Source organism: Mesorhizobium sp. M4A.F.Ca.ET.020.02.1.1 (assembly GCF_004022645.1).
In the GTDB taxonomy this organism is placed as follows: domain Bacteria; phylum Pseudomonadota; class Alphaproteobacteria; order Rhizobiales; family Rhizobiaceae; genus Mesorhizobium.
Map to the genome: position 1 here is coordinate 1 of NZ_RZOI01000350.1, position 6,151 is coordinate 6,151.

Here is a 6,151-nt window from a genome sequence, read left to right on the forward strand (position 1 = left end):
CATCGGCTTCCAGTCGGTGACGGCGGCGCGCACCTGGACCAGCAGCTTCTTCAAATGCCCGGCCAGCGCGTCGGCCAGTTCGGCGGAAAGGCGCCCGATGTGGACATGCACGACGCTCAGCCGGTCGTGGCTGCCGTCGTCCTTGGCGTATCCGCCATCGCCGAGGATCTCCTCCACGCCGCCCTTGCCGTGCCTGACGGCGACGACGGGATGGGTGACCAGCAACGGCTCGCCGGCGGTCTCGGTGATCTCACCGAGGATGGAATCGAACAGGAACGGCATGTTGTCGTTGACGACGGTGATCACCGTCACCGGCCGGCCCTGGCGCGCCACGCTGGACTCGGTGTCGATGGCGACGATCGAGTCGCCCTTCTTGTGCCTGGCGATGGCGCGGCCGGCGAGGTCGGCGGCGCGCTCGAGGTCGGCGACCTCATAGGCAGCGACGTCTTCCGCCGGCGCGCGAGCCAGAAGGTAGTCGGCAAGCCGGCCTGGTCTCTCGCCGCCCTTCGCCGCGCCTCCCTTTGCTGGAACCGTCTTTTTCGGCTGGCTTGCGGTTTTGAGGCTGGCCATGATGCGAAGTCCCTCCCGTCACATGCTTTTGCGATTATGGTAGCAGATGACCGCCATTTGGCGACAAAGGTTTGACGGCTTGCAAAGATTCTTCGGGATTTTGATCGCAAATCGGCAGCGAATGAGAAGGACGAGCCCAATGAGCGCCAGGAAGACCGCCAAAACCACCGGCAAGATCACCGCGCTCGACCTCGCCCAGGCTGAACTCAGCGAGGCGACGAAAGCCTATTTCGTCAAATGCGAGGAAAAGCTCGGCCTGGTGCCCAATGTGCTGAAAGCCTATGCCTTCGACGAGAAGATGCTGCGCGCCTTCACCGACATGTACAACGATTTGATGCTGGGCGAGTCCGGCCTGTCGAAGCTGGAGCGCGAGATGATCGCCGTCGTCGTCTCCTCGATCAACCATTGCTACTATTGCCTGACCGCGCATGGCGCGGCGGTGCGCCAGCTTTCGGGCGATCCTTCCCTCGGCGAGATGATGGCGATGAATTTCCGCGCCGCCGACCTCTCACCCAAGCAGACCGCGATGCTCGAATTCGCCGTCAAGCTGACGGAGGAACCGGCGAAGATCATCGAGGCGGACCGCGCCGCCTTGCGCAAGGCCGGCTTTTCCGACCGCGACATCTGGGACATCGCCTCGACCGCCGCCTTCTTCAACATGTCGAACCGCGTGGCCGCGGCCGTCGACATGCGACCGAACGATGAATACCACGCCATGGCAAGATAGCCGGGCTGGTCACCTCAGTTATTGGCATCGCGCATTCGCATTGCTTCTTCGCTGTTTTGGTCCGATGATCAACGATTGCGGCATAGCCGCATGTCGCTAGCGGCACGGCCGCATGCCGGTTCGCTGCCGCCGATCAAGGGAGGAGAACATGGCGAAGTTTCTCTATGTCTATCACGGCTCCGGCAAGATGCCGACCGACGAAGCCGAGCGGAAGGCGGCGATGGATGCCTGGAACGGCTGGTACGGCAAGCTCGGCTCGGCCGTGGTCGACGGCGGCAATCCGGTCGGCATGTCGAAAACGGTGCTGCCCAGCGGCAAGGTCGAGAACAATGGCGGCAGCAATCCGACCGCCGGCTACACCGTCGTCGAAGCCAGGGATATCGACGATGCCGTCGCCAAAGCCAAGGATTGCCCGATCCTGATGAATCCCGCCTTCAGCGTCGAGATCGCGCCTATCATCGAGATGATGTAGCCGTTCAGGAACGGGCAGCGATGGCCGCGGCGGCCCCTGCCATGGTGGCGGCGCTGACGCGGTTGGCGATCTTCATCGCCCGCTTGCTCTTCAGAAGCTTGCGCGCCTGCGCGGCGGCGAGCACCCAGGCAAGATCGATGGCGACCAGGACCACCGCCATGGTCGCCGTCAGCTCCATCCAGCCGACGACGCTGACCGAGGCGAGATCGATGATAGTCGGCAGCAGCGCCAGGTAGAACATCATGATCTTGGGGTTGCCTAATGTCACCGCCATGCCGGCGAAGAACAGTTTTGCCGGCGAATCCTCGCGCGGCATCTCGCCTTCCTTTGCCTCGACGGGTGCGGTCCACATCTTCCACGCCAGATAGGCGAGATAGGCGACGCCCGCCCATTTCACGGCGACGAAGGCGAGATGAAAGGTCTGCGCCACCACGGCCAGCCCGAACACTGCCAGCGACAGCCAGATGCCCTCGCCGATCCACATGGCGAGCAGGAATGGGAACACGTCGCGAAAACCCTTCGCGATCACCCTTGCGACAAGGGCGGCGATCGACGGGCCGGGCGAACCGGCGGCCACGAAAAGCGCGGCAGCGAAGATCAGCAGCGAGGTGATATGCATGGCCAAAATCTCCGATCGAGGTTTGGCCGCCAATCTAGCCAGCAACGGCAGCATTGGCAAAGAACAAGCAATCGCTTCGGTCGGGCGGGGCGCCGATCTCGACAATTGCCGCCTTGCCGTTCCCGTCGGCCGCGGCTAGAAGAGCCGCCCCGACATTCATTTCGAGCTTCACTTTGCCTCAGTAACCGCCGGTCTCGTCAACTCTCCTGAAAACACAGGGCGCTGCAGTTGCGGCGTCCCGATCATTTCATGTGTTCCTCAGGCGGCGGTTCGAGACCGGTTTGGCATTGCTGAACCTGTCGCGCGCTGCGCGACGCCTGATTTCCTTAAAGCCGCAGCTCTCCAGCCACGCCGTGCCCGCCCGGGCAACTCGACATCGCCGACCTGGCGAACTTCCCGACGGGAAGGGCTTTCGGCATGTCCGGACTTTTGCGTATCCGCTGGGCGATCGCGCCCGAAATCGCGCCTCGACCTCTCATCAACTGCAATCGCTGCCGCGGCCTCAGGCCGTATCGATCGAGCGGCAAGTTCCGCGTCAACGCCAACGGCAAGCGCATCGACGCCTGGCTGATCTACCGCTGCGTCGACTGCGACAATTCCTGGAATTTCGCCATTTTCGAGCGCCGCAGCCGCCACGACATCGAGCCGGCGCTGCTTGCGGCACTCGAAAGCAACGACCCGGCGCTGGCCCGGCGTCATGCCTTCGATGCCGCCGTACTGAGGAGCCACGTCGGACGCATCGAGGAGTTCCCAGACGTCGCCATTGAAAGGTATGTGCTGGAACGCCGGCCGGAACATACGACCGTGCTGGACCTGCGGCTCACTCTGGAAATGCCTGTGCCCTTGCGGCTCGACCGGTTGCTGGCTGGCGAACTCGGCGTCTCGCGCTCGCGGCTTCAGGCCTGGGAGGAGCGGCGGCAGCTTTGCGTCGAGCTTGATGGCGCCAGGGCGCTGCGCAGGCCGCCGCGCGACGGCATGGCCATCCGTATCGATCTGAGCGACGAACCGGATCGCGACACCATCGTCGCCGCTGCCGGCGCGTGAAACGAAAAAGGGAGGGAGCAGTGCTCCCTCCCTCGATGATTGCTCAGGCGAAGACCTTACGCCGCGCCGACCGCCTTGGCCGACTTCTCGAAACGCTTACGTTCGTTCGGGTCGAGATAGAGCTTGCGCAGCCGGATCGTCTTCGGCGTTACCTCGACCAGCTCGTCGTCCTGGATCCAGGCCAGCGCGCGCTCCAGCGTCATGCGGATCGGCGGGGTCAGCTTCACCGCCTCGTCCTTGCCGGCGGCGCGGATGTTGGTGAGCTTCTTGCCTTTCAAAACATTGACCTCGAGGTCGTTGTCGCGGCTGTGGATGCCGATGATCATGCCCTGATAGACCCTGACGCCGGGATCGATGACCATCGGGCCGCGGTCTTCCAGGTTCCACATCGCATAGGCGACCGACTCGCCCTGCTCGTTGGAGATCAGCACGCCATTGGTGCGGCCGGGCAGTTCGCCCTTGTAGGGCTCATAGGCATGGAACAGCCGGTTCATCACGGCGGTGCCGCGCGTGTCGGTCAAGAGCTCCGACTGGTAGCCGATCAGGCCGCGTGTCGGGGCATGGAAGACCAGGCGCTGGCGGTTGCCGCCGGACGGGCGCAGCTCGACCATCTCGGCCTTGCGCTCCGACATCTTCTGCACGACGACGCCGGCATGCTCCTCGTCGACGTCGATGACGACCTCCTCGACCGGCTCCAGCAGCTCGCCGTTCTCGCCCTTCTGCATGACGACGCGCGGCCGCGACACGGCGATCTCGAAGCCTTCGCGGCGCATCGTCTCGATCAGCACCGCAAGCTGCAATTCGCCACGGCCGGAGACGAAGAAGGAATCCTTTTCCGGCGATTCCTCGATCTTCAGCGCGACATTGCCCTCGGCTTCGCGCAGCAGGCGGTCGCGGATGACGCGGCTGGTCACCTTGTCGCCCTCGGTGCCGGCGAGCGGGCTGTCATTGACGAGGAAGGACATGGTCACCGTCGGCGGATCGATCGGCTGCGCATGCAGCGGCTCGGTCACCGTCGGGTCGCAGAACGTGTCGGCGACGGTGCCCTTCGACAGGCCGGCGATGGCGACGATGTCGCCCGCCTGGGCTTCTTCGATCGGCTGGCGCTCGAGGCCGCGGAAGGCGAGAATCTTGGAGACACGGCCGGTCTCGATCTGGGTGCCGTCATGGTGCAGCACCTTGACCGCCTGATTGGCCTTCAGCGAGCCCGACTCGATGCGGCCGGTGATGATGCGGCCGAGGAAGGGATTGGCTTCCAGGATGGTGCCGATCATGCGGAACGGGCCGGGATGCACCGTCGGCGCCGGCACGTGCTTGACGACGAGATCGAACAGCGGCGCCAGGCCCTGATCCTTCGGGCCTTCGGGGTTTTCCGAGACCCAGCCGTCGCGGCCCGAACCGTACAGGATCGGGAAGTCGAGCTGCTCGTCGGTGGCGTCAAGCGCGGCGAAGAGATCGAACACCTCGTTGACCACCTCGACGTGGCGGGCGTCCGGGCGATCGATCTTGTTGATGACGACGATCGGCTTCAGGCCGACCTTGAGCGCCTTGCCGACGACGAACTTGGTCTGCGGCATCGGCCCTTCGGCGGCATCGACCAGCACGATCGCCGAATCCACCATAGACAGGATGCGCTCGACCTCGCCGCCGAAATCGGCGTGGCCGGGCGTGTCGACGATGTTGATGCGGGTGCCATGCCAGTCGACCGAAGTCGCCTTGGCCAGGATGGTGATGCCGCGTTCCTTTTCGAGGTCGTTGGAATCCATGGCGCGCTCGGCGACGCGCTGGTTGTCGCGGAAGGCGCCGGACTGTTTCAAGAGCTGGTCGACGAGGGTGGTTTTTCCATGGTCGACGTGCGCGATGATCGCGATATTGCGGAGGTTCATGTGTCTGGTCTCGGGAGCGTTGCGGGCAGCAGGCCCAGAGGCGCCGCCTTTTTCGGTTGCGCGGCTCATACAGGGTTTTTCGCATTTGCGAAAGGGGAGGCTCGTACCCAAATATGTGGTTACCAATTGTTAAGCGTCTTTGCGTCAAATGTATCAATTCACCAGGGCGGAACCTTTCGGGGTCCAGGCAGTTCGATTCCCATGACCGATCAACTCACCAGATTGCGTCCAACCGTGGCATGGGCAACGCTTGCCGTTCTGCTGGCGGTTGGCGGGGCGCAGTCCGCCGCGACGCTTAAGGGAAATCCGGCTTTGCCCGCCGATACGCAGACGGCCGAGCAGATGTTCGCCGACGCCCCCGATGGCGTCGACCCGGTGGTGACCGGCCCCGTCAGCGCCGCTTTCAAGCAGCGACAGAAGGATGCCGGCTGCGACAGCGCCGTTTGGCCGAAGATTCCCGCTGTCTGCTATCCGGACTGACGGCCAGCGGTCGCGGTCGTCCTCCTGGAGACTGTTTCGAAATTCGCTCCGGCGAGTCATATGGTGGTGGTTTCGAGAACCGGAGCGGAGCGGACAATTTGGGTCCGTGAGCACCGGAAGCGCAGAAAACGCCAGCAGATGGCCGCCGGAGTAGAATTTCCAACAGTCTCCTAAGCCGAGCGCACCGGATCGAGCGTCACCTTGTAGAGCTCATTGTCGTCGCGATCCATCAGCCGCACCGTCAGCTGCTCGGTGGCGCCTGAGATGTCGACCAGGCCGAAGAACTGCAGGCCGGCCGACGGCGGCAGGTTCTGGCCCTGCTCGGCGGTCGGCGCCTTGATGAACTTCAGCTC

At 63.9% G+C, this 6,151-nt stretch carries 6 protein-coding genes and 2 pseudogenes; 4 read left to right on the forward strand and 4 right to left on the reverse strand.

The features are described 5' to 3' along the window. Positions 1–570, reverse strand: a pseudogene (locus EN742_RS20655) (NAD-glutamate dehydrogenase domain-containing protein); the annotation flags it as partial. 139 nt (positions 571–709) lie between these two features. On the opposite strand from EN742_RS20655, the gene EN742_RS20660 reads away from it, so the two are divergent. Together EN742_RS20660 and EN742_RS20665 are read left to right on the forward strand one after the other, a co-directional pair. Then, positions 710–1,297 carry a peroxidase-related enzyme gene (locus EN742_RS20660; protein WP_128333216.1) on the forward strand — a complete coding sequence of 196 codons (588 nt, stop codon included), beginning with the start codon at positions 710–712 and terminating at the stop codon, positions 1,295–1,297. A gap of 148 nt (positions 1,298–1,445) precedes the next feature. Further along, positions 1,446–1,769 carry a YciI family protein gene (locus EN742_RS20665; RefSeq protein WP_126057576.1) on the forward strand — a complete coding sequence of 108 codons (324 nt, stop codon included), beginning with the start codon at positions 1,446–1,448 and terminating at the stop codon, positions 1,767–1,769. Between the two features lie 4 nt (positions 1,770–1,773). Here the strand turns inward: EN742_RS20665 and EN742_RS20670 are convergent, their stop codons facing one another. Beyond that, positions 1,774–2,388, reverse strand: coding sequence for a LysE family translocator (locus EN742_RS20670; RefSeq protein WP_128333217.1), 615 nt, complete (start codon positions 2,386–2,388; stop codon positions 1,774–1,776). A gap of 417 nt (positions 2,389–2,805) precedes the next feature. Here EN742_RS20670 and EN742_RS20675 point away from each other — a divergent pair, with 417 nt between their 5' ends. Next, positions 2,806–3,432 carry a DUF1062 domain-containing protein gene (locus tag EN742_RS20675; RefSeq protein ID WP_126057574.1) on the forward strand — a complete coding sequence of 209 codons (627 nt, stop codon included), beginning with the start codon at positions 2,806–2,808 and terminating at the stop codon, positions 3,430–3,432. A 56-nt stretch (positions 3,433–3,488) separates the two neighbouring features. Here EN742_RS20675 and typA read toward each other — a convergent pair whose 3' ends face one another. Next, complete coding sequence (gene typA / locus EN742_RS20680) at positions 3,489–5,318, reverse strand: translational GTPase TypA (protein WP_126057573.1); 1,830 nt, start codon at positions 5,316–5,318, stop codon at positions 3,489–3,491. Between the two features lie 201 nt (positions 5,319–5,519). Between typA and EN742_RS20685 the strand changes: the two genes are divergently transcribed. Beyond that, positions 5,520–5,798, forward strand: coding sequence for a hypothetical protein (locus EN742_RS20685; protein ID WP_127420615.1), 279 nt, complete (start codon positions 5,520–5,522; stop codon positions 5,796–5,798). Between the two features lie 170 nt (positions 5,799–5,968). Here the strand turns inward: EN742_RS20685 and EN742_RS20690 are convergent. Continuing rightward, positions 5,969–6,151, reverse strand: a pseudogene (locus EN742_RS20690) (alkaline phosphatase); the annotation flags it as partial.

Coding starts and splice junctions, on each gene's coding strand:
- EN742_RS20660 (WP_128333216.1), top strand. CDS start 710: ATGAGCGCCAGGAAGACCGCCAAAACCACCGGCAAGATCACCGCGCTC.
- EN742_RS20665 (WP_126057576.1), top strand. CDS start 1,446: ATGGCGAAGTTTCTCTATGTCTATCACGGCTCCGGCAAGATGCCGACC.
- EN742_RS20670 (WP_128333217.1), bottom strand. CDS start 2,388: ATGCATATCACCTCGCTGCTGATCTTCGCTGCCGCGCTTTTCGTGGCC.
- EN742_RS20675 (WP_126057574.1), top strand. CDS start 2,806: ATGTCCGGACTTTTGCGTATCCGCTGGGCGATCGCGCCCGAAATCGCG.
- typA (WP_126057573.1), bottom strand. CDS start 5,318: ATGAACCTCCGCAATATCGCGATCATCGCGCACGTCGACCATGGAAAA.
- EN742_RS20685 (WP_127420615.1), top strand. CDS start 5,520: ATGACCGATCAACTCACCAGATTGCGTCCAACCGTGGCATGGGCAACG.